The organism is uncultured Lactobacillus sp. (genome assembly GCF_947367085.1).
Lineage (GTDB): Bacteria > Bacillota > Bacilli > Lactobacillales > Lactobacillaceae > Lactobacillus.
In genome coordinates, this window is sequence record NZ_CANBCP010000018.1 from 1 (window position 1) to 17724 (window position 17724).

A 17724-nucleotide genomic window follows, 5' to 3' on the forward strand; every position below is an offset into this window, starting at 1 on the left:
TTACTAACCAAACAAATGATTTAAATGAAGGGATTTATTTTTACTTAAAAATGAATCCTAATGGAACTTATAGCTTAAGTGATCGAGTATTAACTGTAAATTCAGTAAACCGTAAGATTGGTAATTTTAATACAATTAAACACGATGCAGCTCGAATAGCATCTGATTATGGAGTACTCTTAAATAATCAAGGGGCCTTTGTAAATCAAGAAATTGGACAGCTGAATTTGTCCAGTGCTATGTATAATTTTGAAAGGATGCTGCAAGACGTGATGGATTTTGCAGCTCAAAATGTTAGATAAATGGATTCAGAAAGTAAACGACTGAAGGATATTTGGAACGACTGGAGTCAGAATTTAGTTAGTTTTGAAACGATTCAAGATGATAATTATCTAGTTAAAACAAAGTTTGTAACCCGTCATCATAAAGCAATTAATTTTAATCTGTTTTTTGATGAAGATGGTAGCTATAAGATGCGTTACCAAAAAGGAAAGAAACTGCTTGAAGTCAATAACATAAAAAAAGAAAATCTACCAGCTGAAATTCTGCGTTTTGCCTTGATGATTGATAAGTAAGGGATATTACAAAATTTGAAATTTATAAGCCTTTTTTGTAATAGTTTTGTAAAACTAGGGTATAATATCTAATAAAGATATTAATAGATCGAAGTAGAGCTGGGACCTATTAGAGGGAGATATTATTATGATTAAGCAATTAAACCAAAAAATAAAAAAGATAGCATTTACTCTAGCAGCTGCAGGTGTTGTAGCAGGATTAGGAATGCAAAAAAATATAGTTAAAGCTGATACAACTGATCAAGATCCTAAAGCAACTTATGATGCAAAGATGGATCAAGACTTGCAAGATCACAAAAACTTACAAGCTTATCGTAATCCTTTGATTGCAGCGAGCTTAACTACGCCTTTAAATCAATTACCAGCTGCACAACTTGGTGTAAGTAACTGGGATAGTTTACCTGCGGGCACGACGGCAAAGTGGAATATGCAACCAGATGTTTCAAAACCAGGTCGCAGTTATGGACAAATTATCGTAACATTTCCGGATGGTTCAGCTTCCAACTTAGCTGTTTATGTGACTGCAAAGGATACTTCTTCTGCTGCTCAAGATGAGCAAGCTCCAGTTGAAGACGAAAAAGTTCCAGCTAAGAGTGAAAAAGATACAAACAAGGTTCAATCTCCAGTTATCGTTAGAGATGCTGCCCCAGTTAAAGAAAGTACAGCTAAGAAAGATCAAGCTAAAGAAAGTGTTTCTTCTACAGTTGAACCTGAATCAGAAAGTGCAGTAGTTACTAATGAAACTGGACATGCTTCAGGTGATAGTGAATTACCACAAACAAATGCCAAGAATACTGTAGCTGTATTGATGATGGGTATTTTGACTTTAATCGCTAGTTTCGGTTTAGTTGCTAAAAATTTAATTAAAGATAGAAATTAATGCTTAAAACAAAAATAGGACTTGTCTACCTCGGCAAGCCCTATTTTTTATCAATTATTTCTTATCCGCATTAGTTTCTTTTTTATCTTTGTCTGGCTTCTTTTTAGATTTTTGCTTTGGATCATCTGGCATGATGGCAAATTTATCTAACATTTTTTCTAATTCATCATTTTTCTTAAAAGTTAAACCCATAATTGATCTCCTTTGCTTTTTTACACTATTATAAAAGAAATGAATTTATTTTGCATTGATTATTACTAAAGAGGAAAAAATGTATTTTGAAACAAGTGATCATCTCAAGTTGTTTTATTCAGATAGTCAAAAAGGCGATAAAACAATACTTTGTGTTCCTGGAATTGGTGGCTCACACGTATTATGGGATCAAGTAGTTGATTTATTAAAAGTTAATTATCGGGTTATCGTCTCTGATCCTCGCAATCAGGGGTTGTCTCAACGTAGTTCAATTGGTCAGACAATTATGCGCCACGCCCAAGATGTACAAGAACTATTAGAATTTCTGAAATTGGAGAAAGTTATTGGAGTAGGCAATTCAATGGGAGCAGCTACCTTATTTGCCTATCAAGATAAATATGGTGCCGGTAAATTTTCTAAAATAATTGATTTAGATCAATCACCAAAAATGATTTCAGATGCTGACTGGCAATACGGTTTCAAAGATTTGAATATCGTAAATTTTCCGGAGTATTTAAAATTAGACTTTGGGAAAGCACATTATGCACATTTAGATCATCATATGGTGGCCAAAGCAAAAAAGGAATATCAAGAATTTCCATATAATCCAGAAGATAATTTTATTTTTTTGGTTGACCATGCAAGATGCGATTGGCGTGATACTCTAAGAAAATTATCGATTCCTTTGCTTATCTTGGTTGGTAAGAACTCACCATATTTTGACTATCATTTTGCTCATGAAGTTGCCAAATTAAATCCGTTAATTTCTTATGAGATCATACCGGATTGTGGTCATTTAATTCAAGCTGAGCAACCTGAGATATTAGCTGAAGAAATAAAAAAATTTGCAGACGAAAAGCTCTGAATTAACAAGTAATTAAAGTAACTTACTTTTTTAAAGTTTGATATTGACTTACTAATAATAAGTGCTATGCTATACATGTAAAAGATATTTAATGAAAAGGGAGATTTAAATGACTGAAATTATTCAAGTTTGCACAGAAGCCGTCAATTAATATGATTTTTTGGAGGTTTTAATTATGAAGAAAATTGCTATTTTAGGTGCAGCCGGACAAATTGCAAAGCTAGCTGAAGAGATGCTTTTAAAAGACTCAAACAATGAATTAGTTCTATTTTTACGTCACCCAAATAAATTAGATAAAGATACAATTGATGATCAACGTGAAAAAATAGTCGTTGGAGATGCAAGTAATTATAATCAACTCTACGATGCATTGAGTGGTGCAGGTATTGTTTATGCCAATTTAGCTGGATCAAATATAGAAGATCAAGCAAAAACTGTAGTTAAAGCTATGGATAATCGAGGTATCAAACGTTTGATTTGGATATCTTCATTAGGAATTTATGATGAAGTTCCTGGCAAATTTGGTCAGTGGAATAAGAATATATTAGGGTCATATCTAACGACTTATCGTGCAGCTGCTGATGTGATAAGTGATAGTGATTTGGATTACACAATAATCAGACCAGCTTGGCTTACCAATAAAGATGAAATTGATTATGAAGAGACAATTGGTGCAAAGACTGCATTTAAGGGTACCGAAGTATCAAGAAAGAGCGTAGCTAAGCATGTAGTAGATTTAATTGAAAATCCAAATGGAGAAATTCGCGAAAATATTGGTTTGAATAAACCAAATACTGATGCAGATAAGCCTGCTTGGTATTAAGATAGTAGAAGAAAATTAAAAAGAGAAGCATGAGCTTCTCTTTTTAATTTCTAACTTTAATTCTGTTTTTGTACCATTTGATACCAAAATAAATAAACAAAATTATTAACAAGGCAATGATCAATAAGGTATAATCATCAAAAATTTTAACGATAACTTGCCAATTTTTACCCATGTAAAAACCTAACCCAACTAAAACACTATTCCAGATTAAAGAGCCGAAAGTTGTCAAAATTAGAAATTTTATCCAACCAACATGCGAAATCCCCGCTGGTATAGAAATTAAACTTCTTACGACCGGGATACATCGTCCATAAAAAATGGCACCGATACCATGTTTATCGAACCAAGAAATGGCTTTTTGAGCATCATCTTTTTTGAATCCTAAGATCTTAAATAATTTTGTACCTAATAACTTTTCTAGTCGCTTTAAAGTCAAATTACGGCTCAATGAAAACAGGATAATTGCTCCAACTAAAGAACCTAGGGTAGAAACAAGAATTACGCCGATTAGTCTCAAATTAGTGACATGGACCAAAAATCCACCCAGAGTAAGAATGACTTCTGAGGGTATAGGTGGGAAAATGTTCTCGATTGCAATTAATAATAAGATGGCAAAGTAGCCAAATTGTTCAATAAAGTCAGTTAACCAATGTGTCATGTAAATTATTCCTAAAAATTAATTCTTCTTTCTTTTTAAAATCATATCCATCTTGTCGAAAAATTCTTCTTTATTAGTGCCAGTCACTAAGGTCAGTTCTTTTCCGTTAGGATCTTCATACATTCTACCTGCTGCTAGGGTATCTGTTATGATGCTAGCTTTAGTTGTTTTACTAGTAACTAATTCCGGATATAAACATGACATCGTTGTTAAAACATCCCACAGGTAAAGCTCAGCTCCGGGAATAGAGATAATCAGACTATAACCTAAACCAACTAAGTCAATGGCCGGATACTTTCTTAAACTTGCCCAATGCTGACGAAGCTCATCAGTCAAAGGGATTTCTTCTGTGCTTTCAAGTCCAACCATCTGAATATCTAAGTCTGATTGTAATACTCTTTTTACTGCTTCCGGATCCCAAAATGCATTCCATTCTTGGCTTCCATCAGCATCAACTGCTACCACGTTTCCGTGACCATCTAATGATCCACCCATCCAGTATACTTTGCCGATTTTTTCTTGAATAGAAGAATCTTTGTCTAAAGCTTTGGCCAAATCAGTAATTGGTCCAGTCATGACCAAATCAACTAATCCATCAGCATTTTTTATTTTCTCAATCATATCTAAATATGCTGGTAATTTTGCTTCGCGAGTTTTAATTTGGCCAGATTCATTCAAAATAGGGAAATAATTAAATGAGTAAGGTGCTATTCGCCATTTTTCTGGAAATTGATGGATTGCTCTAGCATCAGAGCGTGCTACTTCTAAATTGTCATTGCGCAAGTTGAATCGATCAATCATTTTTCGACAAGATTCCATACTTGGATCAATATAACCATCACCATCAACTGCAGCTACGCCAATTAATTTAATATCTGGGGCTTGCAATAACAATAATAAAGAAACTAAATCGTCGATATTTCCGTCATGATCAAAGTAAATATTTTTCATTATTATGCCTCTTTTAATATAGATATTACTATTTTATCTGACATTACTATTATTCGTAAACTAAAAGGCAAGCTTTTATACTTACTAATTGTGTGTAACGTGTTAAACTATTAAATGCTGAAAATAAATAAGGAGAAATGAGAGATGGCAACACAGTACATAGAAAATAAATTAAAACTCTTACCGGCAAAACCTGGCTGCTATCTTATGAAGGATATTAATGGAACGGTAATTTATGTTGGAAAATCCAAAAATTTAAAAAATCGTGTACGTTCCTATTTTAAAAGTAAGCAGGTTGGCCGTCGAGCTGAGTTAGTTAAAGAAATACGTGATTTTGATATTATTACTGTCTCTTCAGACAAAGAATCTTTTTTATTGGAAATCACTTTAATAAAAAAATATCAGCCTTATTATAATGTTCAACTAAAACAGGGTACTGGATATCCCTATATTGAAATTACAAACGAAAAAGATCCACAGACCAAATTAACCTCAATCATTAAAAAAGATGGAGGATATTATTTCGGACCTTATCCAAATGTTTATGCTGCTCAAGCAACTTTAAAATTTATTCAAAAGGTTTGGCCATTAAGACGCTGTGCGGGCAAGCAAGGGCGAGCATGTTTGTATTACCATATGGGACAATGTTTAGGCGCTTGTTTTAAAGAGGTACCAAAATCGGTATATAATGAGCAAATTAAAAAGATCAAAAGCTTTTTAAACGGAGATATTAGCCAAGCTAAATCTGAATTAACAGCTCGAATGCAGACTGCTAGCGAAAATCTGGAATTTGAAAGAGCAGCTGAGGTTCGCGATCAACTTAATTACATTGAACAGACTGTCGAAAAGCAAAAGATTATTTCTAATGATAATACTCAACGTGACATCTTTAATTTCTATGTCGATAAGTCTTGGATTTCGATACAGATCTTTTTCTTACGTCAAGCAAAATTACTAAGACGAGAAACCAGGATGTTTCCTTTAACTGATGTTAATGAACCTACTGATGAATTTGTTTCTTTTATTGCGCAGTTTTACAATCAAAAGAATCGAGTTTTGCCTAAGGAAGTCTTGGTACCCAAAGGGATAGATAATGAAGCTCTAAGTGAAGTGTTAAAAGTTCCAGTTCGTACACCTCAAAGAGGTCAAAAGAGAGCTTTATTAGAAATGGCTCATGACAATGCAAAATTGAAGCTTGATGAAAAGTTCCGTTTATTAGAATTAGGAAATCGAAAGACCAAAGGTGCTCAGGCTGAAATTTTTAAGGCCTTAGGATTAGATTATGGTCATAGAATTGAAAGTTTTGACCATTCTCATATTCAAGGAACAGATCCTGTTTCTGCTCTAGTAGTTTTTACAGATGGCGAACCGGATAAAAATGAATATCGTAAATACAAGCTAAAAGGTGAAGTAGAGCATCAAAATGGTGGCGATGAAGTTAGAAATACGCGCGAAGTAGTTAGAAGAAGATATGGTCGTCTGAAACGAGAAAATAAAAAAATGCCCGATTTGATTTTAATGGATGGTGGACAAATTCAAGTGGATGCTTGTTTAGACGTTCTAAGAAATGAATTGAATTTGAATATTCCAGTTGCCGGTATGGTGAAAGATGATCACCACCGTACAAATCATTTGCTTTATGGAGATCCGACCAAAGGACAAGAATTAAAGCTAATTCCAATGGATCCAAAATCTCAAGGTTTTTATCTTATGACGCGTATTCAAGATGAGGTTCACCGCTTTGCGATTACTTTTCACCGAAAAACACATGCTAAAAATGCACTTTCTAGTAAGCTAGATCATATAAAAGGGATAGGTCCAAAGAGTCGTAATAAACTATTAAGACAGTTCGGCTCACTTAAAAAGATCAAAGAAGCTTCAATTGATGAATTAAGACAGGCGGGTTTGACATTACCTCAAGCCCAAACTGTTAAATTAAGTTTATAAAATCGCTATGTAGAGCATGATTGATGTGTTATCATATAAAAGAATGTATAAATTTTTGTAAAAAGGAGGGATAAAATGTTTGTTGATCAGACAAAAGTTGATGTACAAGCTGGAAAAGGTGGAGATGGAGCAGTAGCTTTTCGTCATGAAAAATATGTACCACTTGGAGGCCCTGCCGGCGGCGACGGCGGACGTGGTGGTAGTATTTATCTTGTAGCTGATTCTGGCTTACGTACTTTAATGGATTTTCGCTTCAGAAGAAAATTTAAAGCTGATAATGGTGAAAACGGTCGAATAAAATCCCAATACGGTAGAGGAGCTAAAGACGTATATCTTAAAGTACCAATGGGTACAAGTGTCTATGACTTTGATACAGGCGAATTATTAGGTGACTTAGTTAAAAACGGGCAACAATTAATGGTTGCTCGTGGTGGACGTGGTGGACGTGGAAATATTCACTTTGCTACTAGTACACGAACTGCACCAGAGATCGCAGAAAACGGAGAACCAGGACAATACCGTACATTACGCTTAGAGCTAAAGGTTTTGGCGGATGTTGGATTGGTAGGTTTTCCTTCTGTGGGTAAGTCGACTTTGCTTTCTGTTGTTACTAAGGCTAAGCCTAAAATTGCAGCTTATGAATTTACTACTTTAACTCCAAACCTTGGAATGGTAGTTTTGCCAGATGGTCGTGACTTTTCAATGGCAGATTTGCCAGGTCTTATTAAAGGAGCCAGTGAAGGCGTTGGTTTGGGAATACAGTTCCTACGCCACGTTGAAAGAACAAAAGTGATTTTGCATCTGGTTTCAATGGATCCAAATAATGGTCGCGATGCCTATGAAGATTATCAAACTATCAGAAAAGAACTTGCGGGATATACAACAGATTTAACCGATAAAGAAGAATTAATCGTTGCCTCACAAATGGACATTCCAGGCAGCGAGGAAAAACTTGCAAAATTTAAAGAAAAACTCGGTAAAGATGTGGTTGTTTATCCAATTTCAAGTGTTACTCATCAAGGAGTAGGCCCACTTATGAATGCTGCAGCTGACTTAGTAGATCAAATCTCTCGCCAGCAAGCTCAAGAACCGGCTGAAATTAAGGTTAGTGAAAAACAATATGTTTATAACAAACCTCTTGATGATAAGTTTGAAGTTGAAAGAACTGGTGAACATAGCTTCAATGTCACTGGTGAAAAACTTGAACGTTTAGTTCAAAGAACTAATTTGGACCATACTGATGGAATTATGTTACTTGCTCGTAAATTAAAACGTATGGGTGTTGATGAAGCCTTGAGAAATAAAGGAGCTCAAGATGGAGATGAGGTTACTATTAATGACTTCACCTTCGAATATGTAGAATAATAAAAATTTGAGGGAAGAATTTTGAAGACTAAAAACCGCTTTATCACTGGATATGCAGGCTTACGTGCTTTAGCTGTTATTGGAGTCATTTTGTATCACCTAGATCCAAATAGATTTATGGGTGGTTATTTAGGTGTACCAATTTTCCTAATCTTATCAGGATACTTGGTTACTGATCATATGTTTCATTCCTATGATGAAAAGGGTAGCTACAATACTAATGGTTTTTATCTTCGTAGAGCAAAAAAATTATATCCCCAAATGATCACTTTATTATGGGTATGTAGCTCCTATATTTTGCTATTTCAGCAAAATCTTTTGAATAAGCTAAATCAAGTTGTGATTACTAATTTGCTCAATGTTTATAATTTTTGGCAAATTTTTAATGGTCAATCTTACTTTGAACGTTTTGCGGCAAATGAGTCACCATTTGTCCATTTATGGACGATGTCAATTGAAGGTCAGTTCTATATTATCTGGCCTTTAGCTATATTTTTGTTAGTAAAGTTTGTTAAAAAGAGAAATATTAGATTCTGGATTTTAACTGCTTTAACACTGGCTTCTGCCTTAGAAATGGCAATTTTGTTCAAGCCAGGTGTCGATACAAGTCGAATTTATTATGGAACAGATACACGCTTTTTCTCATTAGGCTTAGGAGCTATGCTAGCCGTAGTTTGGCCAACATGGAAACTGCGTCGTCAGGTAAGACCACAAGATAGTCGTTTACTCGATATAGTCGGAGCGATTAGCTTAATTGGTATTTTATGGATGGCAATGAGTCCTATCTTTAATCCAGTTCAAGGTTTTGTTTACCGCGGTGGGATGTTCTTATTTTCACTTGTCACCACCATATTTGTAGCTGTGATCGCTCATCCTGGAAGTCACTGGAACAAGTGGTTAACTAATCCAGTTTTTCAGTGGATTGGATCAAGAAGTTACGGCATTTATCTTTGGCAATTTCCAATCATGATTTTCTTTGAAGATAAGGTTAAAGATATGGCTGATCACGTAATTCTTTATCGTGTAATTGAAATTGTGTTGATCATCATTATCTCCGAATTATCTTATCGTTTTATTGAAAAACCAATGGGTAAGATCACTTGGGCAAAAACTAAAGAATTCTTTGGCAAAGTTACTAATTTACAGAATACTTTTATCTTTCAAAAAGCTGCTGCAGTTATGGTTGCCATCGTATTTGTTTTAGGTACTGCAGCAATTATTAAGGCACCAAGTGTCAAAGCCGAAAATGTCAATAACTCTCCATTAGCGCGACAAATTAAAAAGAACCGTAACCAGCAGTTAAAAGATAATAAGCGCTTAATTAAACAAGCCAAAAAGAGTCGAAGCATTAAAGAAAGTAAAGCTGAAATATTAAAGCAAGCAAAAATGCTTGCCAAAACTCATCCAGTTAATAAAGAATTTGAAAAATATGGGATTTCTCAAGTTGATCTTCAATTAGCACAAAAGATTAGAGTGACGGCTATTGGAGACTCCGTTATGGCGGGCTCTAGTCAAAACTTGAAACAGTTAATGCCCAACATGATTATAGATGCTGCAGTATCACGGCAATTAGCACCAACAATAGCTTTATTTGAGCAATATAAAAATCAAGGTGCTTTAAATCCTAATGTTTTGGTTGGATTGGGTACAAATGGACCGTTTTCAATGAACGATGTTGATCATTTGATGAGTATTGTAGGTGATAAACGTCGAGTATTTTGGATTAATATTCATGTACCGTCTAAAGACTGGCAACGTCCAGTCAATAACCTTTTACAAAAGGCTAGTCAAAAGTATAAAAATTTAACAATTATTGATTGGTATAATTTGGCACATGCACATAATGATTGGCTATATAGTGATTTAACTCATCCAAATCCTACCGGTTCAAAATATTATTCAGCACAAATTACAAAAACAATCGTTGAGAAAGGTCTTTATTAGATAAATTTTCATGGAAATACAATTTTTGGGTACAGGCGCAGGACAGCCCTCGAAAGGGCGCAATGTTTCTTGTACAGCACTTAAACTTTTAGATGAATTAAATGAAATTTGGCTGTTTGATGTTGGAGAAGCAACCCAGCATCAAATTTTGAGGACCAATATTCGACCTCGTAAAATTACCCGAATTTTCATTTCTCATAACCATGGAGATCATATTTTCGGCTTGCCAGGGTTATTATCTTCAAGATCATTTCAAGGCCAAGGCGGTCCGTTAACAATTTATGGTCCACCCGGAATTGAACAATTTGTACAGACATCTTTAAAAGTTTCTAGAACTAAAGTTTCATATCCAATCAAATATGTAAATTTAACTGATGATGGATTGATTTTTGAAAACAAAGATTTTGCGGTTTTTACTGCTAAACTTGATCACCGAGTGCCTAGTTTTGGCTTTAGAGTTGTTGAAAAGCCGCGTCTAGGCGAATTACTTATGGATGAGTTAGCCAAGTATCATGTACCAAATGGACCACTTTTGGGTCAACTGAAAGCTGGTAAAACTGTAGTTTTAAGTGATGGAACAACTTTAAATGGAAAAGACTTTTTAGGTCAGCCACGACCAGGGAGAATAGTCACCATTATTTATGATACTAGGCCAACACCAAGTATCGGACAATTAGCTCAAGATGCAGATGTTTTAGTGCATGAATCAACCTTTGCTGGAGAAGATAGTAAAATGGCACATCGCTATTTTCATTCAACTTGCTTAGATGCAGCTAAAGTAGCGGCGAGTCATAACGTGGTTGAACTATTTTTAACACATATTTCAGCACGTTACACAGGAAAAGCAGGACAGCATTTGGAAAAACAAGCAAAAAAAGTATTTAAACACACTCATTTAGCAAATGATTTAGATAGTTATGAGATTAAGGTAAGGAAGCAGGATAATGAGTAATTCTTTAAGAGACAAAGTCGTTGTGGTTACTGGTGCGTCAAGTGGAATTGGGAAGTCAATTGCTTTAGAAAGTGCAAGCAGAGGTGCGACAGTAGTTTTGCTTGCCCGTCGTCAAGAAAAATTGATTCAAGTTGCAGATGAAGCAAAAAAATTATCCGGAAGTCAGGCTTTTGTCATTCCAACTGATATGGGAAAAGCCGACCAAATCGATGATGCATTTAGCGAAATAATTAAAAATGTGGATCATATTGATTATTTAGTTAATGCTGCTGGTTTTGGTGTCTTTGAAGAATTTCTCAAGATGAATCCTCAACTAGCTCCTAAGATGTTTCAAACTAATGTTTTAGGCTTAATGTATTTTACTCGTCTTATTGCTCGTGTAATGATGGATCAAAAAGAAGGACAAATCATTAATTTTGGCTCTATTGCGGGTATCGTACCAACTACTAAAACTGCTGTTTATAGTGCAACAAAAGCTGCCGTAATCCAATTTTCAAATGTTTTACGCTTGGAACTAAAGCCTTTTGGTGTAAAAGTTATGACAGTTAACCCAGGTCCTGTATATACTAATTTCTTTAATATTGCTGATCAAACCGGTAACTACGAAAAGAATGTACAACGTTTTATGCTTGATCCAGATGATGTTGCTTGGCAAGTAGTTCATTTCTTCGGTTCAAATCGTCGCGAATTGAATTTACCTATCAGTCTTTCAGTTCTGGCAAAACTTTATCAAATTTTTCCTACTATCGGCGATTGGGCCAGCCTAAAGTTCGCTAGTAGAAAGTAGGGCAGTTCGATGAAACAGCAAAACAGCAAACAAAGTAAGTTAGTATTTGGTCTTATCATTGTTTTAATTTTAGTTATTTTTGCTTGTTTAAACATTGAACCAGTTGCGATTAACTTTGGATTTTATCAGCCTCAGCTGCCTCTAATCATCGTTTTAGTAATTATGATGCTTTTAGGAGCAGTAGTCTCTTTATTATTAGGAACCGGCGAAAAGGGTAAACCTAATCAAAAGGCATTAGCTGAACAAAAGGCTAGTTTAGAAAAAGAATTTCAGAAAACGCTAGCTGAGAAAAATCAAAAGATTTCTGAATTAGAAGCTGCAATTGACCAACTTCAAAAGCAAAAAAATGAAACTTCAACCGATAAAAGCAAGATTTAACTTGATTTCTCAGCAACTAGATTGTATTATTGAAATACGTGAGTATTTAGTGGCTTAATTATTTAAGTCCGTAAAGTCTCAATTCTATAAAAAAGGAGATCTAACGAATGGCAGTTCCTGCAAGAAAAACTTCTAAGCAAAAAAAGCGTTCACGTCGTGGTCACATTAAGTTGGCTACACCAGCAATGCACTATGATGCAACTACTGGTGAATACCGTTTGAGCCACCGTGTTTCACCTAAAGGCTTTTACAAAGGCCGTCAAGTTGTTAACGAAACTAAACAACAAAACAACGATTAATTAAAGACACCTGTAGGTGTCTTTTTTTATTGAAAAAGGGGATAAAAATGAAACTAGTGATTTTACATTCTAGCGATACACATGGCTTTTTGATGCCAACTGATTATCAAGATAAAAATGATTATAATGCGCCAATTTCTTTAAGTCGAGTAAGTACCTTAGTGAAGAGTCAAAAAGAAAAATATGGTGCTGAAAACGTCCTTGTGACAGATTCAGGAGATTGCTTACAAGGTTCTCCTCTGGCTAGTTATTGTCATACTTTACCTGAAGAAAAAGGGCTGTGGGCTTTTACACAAGCTTATAATGAAGTAGGTTATGATGCTCGCGTTTTCGGTAACCATGACTTTAATTATGGTCTAGATTATTTGAGTTATTATGTCGAGAATAACAAATCAAATTTTATTACTGATAATGTTTTAGATGCTGAAACAAACACTCCGTTTTTAGGACAAGAATATAAAATTGTTGAAAGAGCTGGTTTAAAAATTGGTATTATGGGTATTACTACTCAATATATTTCTCATTGGGAACCAGAAGAACACATTAAGGGCTTAAAATTCACTTCGGGTTTTGAAGCACTATCAAAACTAGCGAAGAAATTACGTCCACAAGTTGATGTTTTAGTAGCTCTCTATCACGGTGGATGTGATTCTGATCCAATTAGTGGAGTAGCTACTGAGCCTCATACTGGTGAAAATGAAGGATATAAGATTTTAACGCAAATTCCTGAAATAGACGCCTTCTTGACCGGACACCAACATCGCCGCTTAAATTTAGTTAAAAATAATACCGCGATAGTTCAACCAGGCTATCGTGGAGAAGCAGTAGCAAAAGTAGTCTTAGATGTTGAAAAGACTGCTTCTGGCAAAGCTAAAATTAAAAATATTGACACTGAACTTTTAGATACTAAAGATTATGCACCAGATCCTAAAATAGAATCTATTGTTAAAGAACTGGATGAGCAAACCCAAAAATGGCTAGACAAGCCGATTGCTCATTTGTCTGAACCAGCTCCAATTGAAAATGCAATTCAAGGACGAATAAAAGGAGCTCCGTTCGTAAATTTAATTCAACAAATGCAGTTATGGTTTACAAATGCAGATGTTTCTGCGACGGCTATAATGTCAGAAACCGCGAAAGGCTTTTCAAAAAATGTTACTATGAGAGAAGTCTTGCTTAACTATCCTTATGCAAATCAATTGTGTATAGTAAATGTCAGTGGAAAAGATCTACGTGAAATAATTGAATATGCATGTGGATTTTTAGAAAAAGATAAAGACGGTAATATCAAATTTATTGATCGTTGGATTACGCCTAAGCCGATGCTTTATCATTATGACATGTTTTATCCAGTGCAATATGAAGCTGATCTCTCAAAACCAGTAGGTCAACGCTTAACCAAGTTAAAACTTCATGGGGAAGATGTTGAGGATAATAAAAATTATCGTTTAGCCGTAAATAATTATCGCGCTTTAGGTGGAGGTTTTTATCCAGCTTACAGTATGGATAAAATTGAAAAAACTTTTGACCAAGATTATGTACAAATGTTTAGTGAGTATTTAACTCAAAATGATGTGGTTGTAGATACAAAACCTAATTTTAAATTTTATTAATGAAAAAAGAGCCATTTCAAAAAGAAATAGCTCTTTTAATTTGCTTATAAATTAATTATTTTCCGTAAACTGACTTATCTTTATGGCTCTTAGCTGTGATTGTAGGAATAATTGCTGTAAATAAGATTCCAAAAACGACACCAATAAGTGCAGATTGTTGAGGATCAAATTTCATTTGAGTTAATGAAGCTGCAATAAAACCAATAATCTCCATAAAGATTACTGACCAAACAGTAGTAACAATATAGCGCATAAAATCTCCTTCTTTCGCTAGGTATATTAGCAAAAAAAGTGTATTAACGCAAGCAAGGAATGTATGTTTTGGTATACTTGAAAATAAGAAAGGGTGAATTTAATGGCAACTGCAGGAATTCAAAATATATCTAGTTTTTCTTTACTTCAAAGCCCGGTAACTGTAGAGCAATTAGTTAGTAATGCAAAGCAGAAAAATTATAATGCTATTGCTTTGACTGACATTAATGTAACATACGGTTTAGTAGAATTTTATAAGGCTGCTAAAAAAGCGGGGATTAAACCTCTTTTAGGAATGCAAATTCGAATTAATGGGTTGATAAATGAATCTCGCAAATATGATTTGATTGTATTAGCAAAAAATCAAGCTGGCTTAGGTAATCTTTTTCGACTATCTAGCGCTATAAATTTACTAACAGAAAATGGCGAAAGCGACAAAATTTTAACTTTAAAAGAATTAACTAAATATTTGTCGGATCTGGTGTTTATTGTTCCTGCAAATGAGCATAGCGAATTAAAATTTTTAATGAATCAAAATCCCAATTTAGCTGCTGACTTTATTAGGGGATTAAAAAATTTATTAGGAAAAAGTTGTGATCTATATTTAGGTGTATATGGACATAAAGACCAGCAAGCTTATATTAATTTTGTAAATTCACTTGCCAAGCAATTCAACTTGCCTCTGGTTGCAGCAGAAGATGTAGAATACCTTAATAAGCAAGACCATTTCTTACGAAAGACCCTATTAGCAATCAAAGATAATAAAAACTTAGAAGATGTTGAAATTCTATCAAAGCAACCTGGCTCTCACTATTTGCGTACACAAAGTGAGTTACAAGCCGCCTATAGAAGCTTAAATTTACAAAAAGCTCTTGATAATACTGAAAAAATCGCTCAAGATTGTACGACGCAGATAGTGTTTCAAGATCCTCAGTTACCCAAATTTAAGCAAAATGAATTTCCAAGTTCTAAAGAATATCTACATCATTTAGCCAAAAAAGGATTGCAAGAACGCTTTGTAAATAAAGAGGTTCCAAAAGCTTATCAGGAACGATTGGAGTATGAACTTAATGTAATTAATGAGATGGGTTTTGATGATTATTTTTTAATAGTTTGGGATGTCATTAATTTTGCTCATTCAGTCCATATTACTACAGGACCTGGGAGAGGATCAGCAGCCGGAAGTTTGGTTTCATATGCTTTAAAAATTACCGAGGTTGATCCTCTTGAGTATAATTTGTTATTTGAACGTTTTTTAAACCCAGCTCGGCAGCAAATGCCCGATATTGACTTAGATATCCCTGATGATAGGCGCGACGAAGTAATCACTTATATGTTTAAAAAATATGGGATGGATCACGCAGCTCAGATATTGACTTTCGGAACCTTAGCGGCAAAACAAGTTTTACGTGATGTTGCAAGAATTTTTGGTTTAAATAAATTTGAAGCTGCTAAATGGTCACAAGCTTTACCTTATTCAAAAGATAAGTTAACCCTAAAAGATGCTTACGAAAAATCATCAGATTTGAGGATGCTTGTTAATGCAAGTGATTTAAATAAACTGTTGTTTGCAACCGCCACTCATATAGAGGGATTGCCACGCCATTATTCTATTCATGCAGCAGGACTTGTGATTACAGATGATTCAATTGCTAAAATCGTTGGCCTGCAAGCTGGAGCATTAGGTATCCCTGTCACGCAACAAACTAAGTTAAACGTCGAATCTCTTGGTTTATTGAAGATTGACTTTTTAGGATTACGTAATTTAACAATCTTAGGTCAGACTTTAGCTCTCTTAAAATCTCAAGGAATTGACTTAGATCCAAAAAAGATTCCATTAGACGATCCTTTGACTTTAAAGTTATTTCAACAAGGCAAGACAGATGCTGTCTTTCAATTTGAATCTAACGGAATTAAGCAAGTTTTAAGAAGACTTCATCCTGATAGTTTTGAAGACATTGTAGCTGTTAATGCGCTTTATCGGCCCGGTCCAATGCAAAATATTTCTCATTTTATTGATCGTAAACATGGTAAAGAAAAAGTAACTTACCCTGATATAAGTTTGAAAAATATTTTAGGTCCAACCTATGGTATTTTGGTTTATCAAGAACAAGTCATGCAGACAGCACAAGTTTTAGCGGGCTTTTCATTGGGGGAAGCTGATTTATTAAGACGGGCTATGTCGAAAAAAAATCTTGATACGATTCAAAAACAAAGAGAAAAGTTTATCAACGGAGCCGTTAAATTGGGTCGCTCAAAGGCAGTTGCACAAAAAGTTTATGATTATATTGCTCAATTTGCTAACTATGGTTTTAATCGTTCACATGCTGTAGCCTATAGTAAAATTGCGTTTTGGCTTGCGTATTTAAAGGTTCATTATCCAGCAGCTTTTTATACAGCTTTGCTCAATAGTAATCTAGCTGATAAAAACAAAGTTAATGATTATTTAATGCAAGCACAGGATCTAGGTATAAAAGTTCTATCACCAGACGTTAATGCTTCCAAGAAGCTTTTTAGTTTGAAAGATGGCAAAATTTTGGTTGGTTTAAGAGCAATTAGAGGCTTACGAAATGATTTTGTTGACGAAATAGTTAATTTGAAAAAACCAATCAAATCACTTGCTGATTTTCTAATGCAGATTGATCCTAAGTATCTTAACCAGGCTTCTATTGATAATTTAATTAAAGCAGGAGCTTTTGATAATGTAGATTCAAATAGAAATGTTTTATTAGCGGTAAGTAAGGATTTAGTAGATACTGTTAATATGTCTGGTCATAATCTTTCTTTATTTAAAACTTTAGAACCTAAGCCGGTTGATAAAAAAGCACCGGATAATAATGAAAAAGCGCAGATGGAAGTTGAAACAATGGGCTTTGCTACGACAATAAATCCATTGTTAGCCGTTCAAAAATATGCGCAAAGATTTAATGCTAAAAAATTGGCTGATTTTGAAATTAATGAAACAGGTGTAGGAGTGGGGAAGTTATTAAAGCTTAAACCTATCACGACTAAAAAAGGTCAAACAATGGCGTTTGCAACTTTTTCTGATAGTCAGGGCCCAGAAGAATTTACAATATTTCCTAATGCCTATGAAAAAATTAAAAATAGCCTGAAGATCGGTGATATTTACTTGTTACAGATTCGTACCCAGGCTGACCGCTTTGATTCAAGCAAAAAGCAATATTTATTAAATTCAGTACGAAAAGTAAATTTTAAAGACTAATTTATTAAAATTGGTAT

At 34.5% G+C, this 17724-nt stretch carries 18 protein-coding genes; 14 read left to right on the forward strand and 4 right to left on the reverse strand.

Annotation, left to right across the window (positions count from 1 at the left end; translation table 11 throughout):
- The 3 genes from Q0Y70_RS04515 to Q0Y70_RS04525 all read left to right on the forward strand — a co-directional run.
- The coding region (locus Q0Y70_RS04515; RefSeq protein ID WP_297817315.1) for a hypothetical protein at positions 1–302 on the forward strand (302 nt) is incomplete at its 5' end.
- Positions 303–575, forward strand: coding sequence for a hypothetical protein (locus Q0Y70_RS04520; RefSeq protein WP_297817318.1), 273 nt, complete (start codon positions 303–305; stop codon positions 573–575). It begins immediately after the preceding gene.
- 127 nt (positions 576–702) lie between these two features.
- Complete coding sequence (locus Q0Y70_RS04525; RefSeq protein WP_297817321.1) at positions 703–1455, forward strand: Rib/alpha-like domain-containing protein; 753 nt, start codon at positions 703–705, stop codon at positions 1453–1455.
- Positions 1456–1509: 54 nt separating this feature from the next.
- On the opposite strand, the gene Q0Y70_RS04530 is transcribed toward Q0Y70_RS04525, so the two are convergent.
- Positions 1510–1647 (reverse strand): SPJ_0845 family protein, encoded by a 138-nt coding sequence (locus Q0Y70_RS04530; RefSeq protein ID WP_297817324.1) that lies wholly within the window; start codon positions 1645–1647, stop codon positions 1510–1512.
- Positions 1648–1726: 79 nt separating this feature from the next.
- Here Q0Y70_RS04530 and Q0Y70_RS04535 point away from each other — a divergent pair, with 79 nt between their 5' ends.
- Both Q0Y70_RS04535 and Q0Y70_RS04540 read left to right on the forward strand, forming a co-directional pair.
- Positions 1727–2512: an alpha/beta fold hydrolase gene (locus tag Q0Y70_RS04535; RefSeq protein WP_297817327.1), complete on the forward strand. Its 786-nt coding sequence runs from the start codon at positions 1727–1729 to the stop codon at positions 2510–2512.
- A gap of 175 nt (positions 2513–2687) precedes the next feature.
- Complete coding sequence (locus Q0Y70_RS04540) at positions 2688–3335, forward strand: NAD(P)H-binding protein (protein ID WP_297817330.1); 648 nt, start codon at positions 2688–2690, stop codon at positions 3333–3335.
- Positions 3336–3378: 43 nt separating this feature from the next.
- Here Q0Y70_RS04540 and Q0Y70_RS04545 read toward each other — a convergent pair whose 3' ends face one another.
- Both Q0Y70_RS04545 and Q0Y70_RS04550 read right to left on the reverse strand, forming a co-directional pair.
- Entirely contained in the window at positions 3379–3996 is a 618-nt protein-coding gene (locus tag Q0Y70_RS04545; protein ID WP_297817333.1) for a DedA family protein, read from the reverse strand.
- Between the two features lie 18 nt (positions 3997–4014).
- Positions 4015–4947, reverse strand: a complete 933-nt coding sequence (locus tag Q0Y70_RS04550) for a nucleoside hydrolase (protein ID WP_297817336.1) — start codon at positions 4945–4947, stop codon at positions 4015–4017.
- 144 nt (positions 4948–5091) lie between these two features.
- Here Q0Y70_RS04550 and uvrC point away from each other — a divergent pair, with 144 nt between their 5' ends.
- From uvrC to Q0Y70_RS04590, 8 genes are all read left to right on the forward strand, one after another.
- Positions 5092–6894, forward strand: a complete 1803-nt coding sequence (gene uvrC, locus Q0Y70_RS04555) for an excinuclease ABC subunit UvrC (RefSeq protein ID WP_297817339.1) — start codon at positions 5092–5094, stop codon at positions 6892–6894.
- Positions 6895–6969: 75 nt separating this feature from the next.
- Entirely contained in the window at positions 6970–8259 is a 1290-nt protein-coding gene (gene obgE, locus Q0Y70_RS04560; RefSeq protein ID WP_297817342.1) for a GTPase ObgE, read from the forward strand.
- 21 nt (positions 8260–8280) lie between these two features.
- On the forward strand, positions 8281–10203 hold the full coding sequence (locus Q0Y70_RS04565) for an acyltransferase family protein (protein ID WP_297817345.1): 1923 nt from the start codon (positions 8281–8283) through the stop codon (positions 10201–10203).
- A 10-nt stretch (positions 10204–10213) separates the two neighbouring features.
- The gene (gene rnz / locus Q0Y70_RS04570) at positions 10214–11155 is read left to right on the forward strand and encodes a ribonuclease Z (protein WP_297817350.1); all 942 of its coding nucleotides are present in this window, start codon (positions 10214–10216) and stop codon (positions 11153–11155) included.
- Positions 11148–11942 carry an SDR family oxidoreductase gene (locus Q0Y70_RS04575; RefSeq protein WP_297817352.1) on the forward strand — a complete coding sequence of 265 codons (795 nt, stop codon included), beginning with the start codon at positions 11148–11150 and terminating at the stop codon, positions 11940–11942. Before rnz ends, Q0Y70_RS04575 begins: the two co-directional genes overlap by 8 nt.
- Before the next feature lie 9 nt (positions 11943–11951).
- Complete coding sequence (locus Q0Y70_RS04580; RefSeq protein ID WP_297817355.1) at positions 11952–12320, forward strand: lipopolysaccharide assembly LapA domain-containing protein; 369 nt, start codon at positions 11952–11954, stop codon at positions 12318–12320.
- Positions 12321–12427: 107 nt separating this feature from the next.
- The gene (gene rpmF / locus Q0Y70_RS04585) at positions 12428–12619 is read left to right on the forward strand and encodes a 50S ribosomal protein L32 (RefSeq protein ID WP_297817359.1); all 192 of its coding nucleotides are present in this window, start codon (positions 12428–12430) and stop codon (positions 12617–12619) included.
- Positions 12620–12666: 47 nt separating this feature from the next.
- Positions 12667–14232 (forward strand): bifunctional UDP-sugar hydrolase/5'-nucleotidase, encoded by a 1566-nt coding sequence (locus tag Q0Y70_RS04590; protein WP_297817362.1) that lies wholly within the window; start codon positions 12667–12669, stop codon positions 14230–14232.
- A gap of 55 nt (positions 14233–14287) precedes the next feature.
- On the opposite strand, the gene Q0Y70_RS04595 is transcribed toward Q0Y70_RS04590, so the two are convergent.
- Positions 14288–14485 (reverse strand): YjzD family protein, encoded by a 198-nt coding sequence (locus Q0Y70_RS04595; protein ID WP_297817364.1) that lies wholly within the window; start codon positions 14483–14485, stop codon positions 14288–14290.
- A 102-nt stretch (positions 14486–14587) separates the two neighbouring features.
- Between Q0Y70_RS04595 and dnaE the strand changes: the two genes are divergently transcribed.
- Positions 14588–17707 carry a DNA polymerase III subunit alpha gene (dnaE, locus tag Q0Y70_RS04600; RefSeq protein WP_297817366.1) on the forward strand — a complete coding sequence of 1040 codons (3120 nt, stop codon included), beginning with the start codon at positions 14588–14590 and terminating at the stop codon, positions 17705–17707.
- The last annotated feature ends 17 nt before the right edge of the window (positions 17708–17724 follow it).

Bases quoted from the DNA above. Each gene is read 5' to 3' on its own strand.
- Q0Y70_RS04520 (WP_297817318.1), top strand. From the start codon at position 303: ATGGATTCAGAAAGTAAACGACTGAAGGATATTTGGAACGACTGGAGT.
- Q0Y70_RS04525 (WP_297817321.1), top strand. From the start codon at position 703: ATGATTAAGCAATTAAACCAAAAAATAAAAAAGATAGCATTTACTCTA.
- Q0Y70_RS04530 (WP_297817324.1), bottom strand. From the start codon at position 1,647: ATGGGTTTAACTTTTAAGAAAAATGATGAATTAGAAAAAATGTTAGAT.
- Q0Y70_RS04535 (WP_297817327.1), top strand. From the start codon at position 1,727: ATGTATTTTGAAACAAGTGATCATCTCAAGTTGTTTTATTCAGATAGT.
- Q0Y70_RS04540 (WP_297817330.1), top strand. From the start codon at position 2,688: ATGAAGAAAATTGCTATTTTAGGTGCAGCCGGACAAATTGCAAAGCTA.
- Q0Y70_RS04545 (WP_297817333.1), bottom strand. From the start codon at position 3,996: ATGACACATTGGTTAACTGACTTTATTGAACAATTTGGCTACTTTGCC.
- Q0Y70_RS04550 (WP_297817336.1), bottom strand. From the start codon at position 4,947: ATGAAAAATATTTACTTTGATCATGACGGAAATATCGACGATTTAGTT.
- uvrC (WP_297817339.1), top strand. From the start codon at position 5,092: ATGGCAACACAGTACATAGAAAATAAATTAAAACTCTTACCGGCAAAA.
- obgE (WP_297817342.1), top strand. From the start codon at position 6,970: ATGTTTGTTGATCAGACAAAAGTTGATGTACAAGCTGGAAAAGGTGGA.
- rnz (WP_297817350.1), top strand. From the start codon at position 10,214: ATGGAAATACAATTTTTGGGTACAGGCGCAGGACAGCCCTCGAAAGGG.
- Q0Y70_RS04575 (WP_297817352.1), top strand. From the start codon at position 11,148: ATGAGTAATTCTTTAAGAGACAAAGTCGTTGTGGTTACTGGTGCGTCA.
- Q0Y70_RS04580 (WP_297817355.1), top strand. From the start codon at position 11,952: ATGAAACAGCAAAACAGCAAACAAAGTAAGTTAGTATTTGGTCTTATC.
- rpmF (WP_297817359.1), top strand. From the start codon at position 12,428: ATGGCAGTTCCTGCAAGAAAAACTTCTAAGCAAAAAAAGCGTTCACGT.
- Q0Y70_RS04590 (WP_297817362.1), top strand. From the start codon at position 12,667: ATGAAACTAGTGATTTTACATTCTAGCGATACACATGGCTTTTTGATG.
- Q0Y70_RS04595 (WP_297817364.1), bottom strand. From the start codon at position 14,485: ATGCGCTATATTGTTACTACTGTTTGGTCAGTAATCTTTATGGAGATT.
- dnaE (WP_297817366.1), top strand. From the start codon at position 14,588: ATGGCAACTGCAGGAATTCAAAATATATCTAGTTTTTCTTTACTTCAA.